This window comes from Chryseobacterium lacus (assembly GCF_003336205.1).
In the GTDB taxonomy this organism is placed as follows: Bacteria; Bacteroidota; Bacteroidia; order Flavobacteriales; family Weeksellaceae; genus Chryseobacterium_A; species Chryseobacterium_A lacus.
In genome coordinates this window covers 1-579 of sequence record NZ_QPIE01000028.1, presented here as the reverse complement: position 1 = coordinate 579, position 579 = coordinate 1, and the positions used below count along the sequence as shown (strand labels likewise).

General features: G+C 33.0%; 1 protein-coding gene. It reads right to left on the bottom strand.

Annotated elements, in window-relative coordinates; genetic code table 11:
• Window positions 1–79: 79 nt before the first annotated feature.
• Window positions 80–445, bottom strand: coding sequence for a hypothetical protein (locus tag DQ356_RS11260; protein WP_059137248.1), 366 nt, complete (start codon window positions 443–445; stop codon window positions 80–82).
• Window positions 446–579 lie beyond the last annotated feature (134 nt).

Here is a 579-nt window from a genome sequence, read left to right as displayed (position 1 = left end):
GAAATGCAAACGACAATCTTCCTCCGAACCGAAATGAGCCGTAAAACTGAATATGTTCATAATCCCTGCTTTTTGAGCGCTAATATACTAAAAATATTAGGTGTGTTTGCGGAGAATCAGATAAATTTATTTTGGATTTTTCGTATAATTCACCACAAGAAATAATATTTGTTAAATAAAGTTTATTGTCTATTATTTCGTATATCGCTTGATATCCTCTCCAACAATTTGTTGAAACCCCAATATTTTCAGAGCTTCTGAAACTTAACCCAAAAAGTTTTTCTTCATTTGGATTTTTCTTTTGTAAAAATTGTTCTAAAATTAAATTATACGTTGGTATAGTGTCACCTTTATAAATGATATAATCCGGAATTTGTGGACTTGCAAAAATTCTAATTGCAAACAAGATAATAATTAAGAAAAGTGTTTTATGCAGTACTTTCATTTGACATTTCTGCTAACGTGCCGCGTATTGGCGATGGGCGGGATTTTTAGCACTGAACTTTAATCGAAGAACAGAAGTTGAATTTTGCACTTCCGTTGATACGAAGCCGTTCAGCCCGCCTATTGCCAATACGA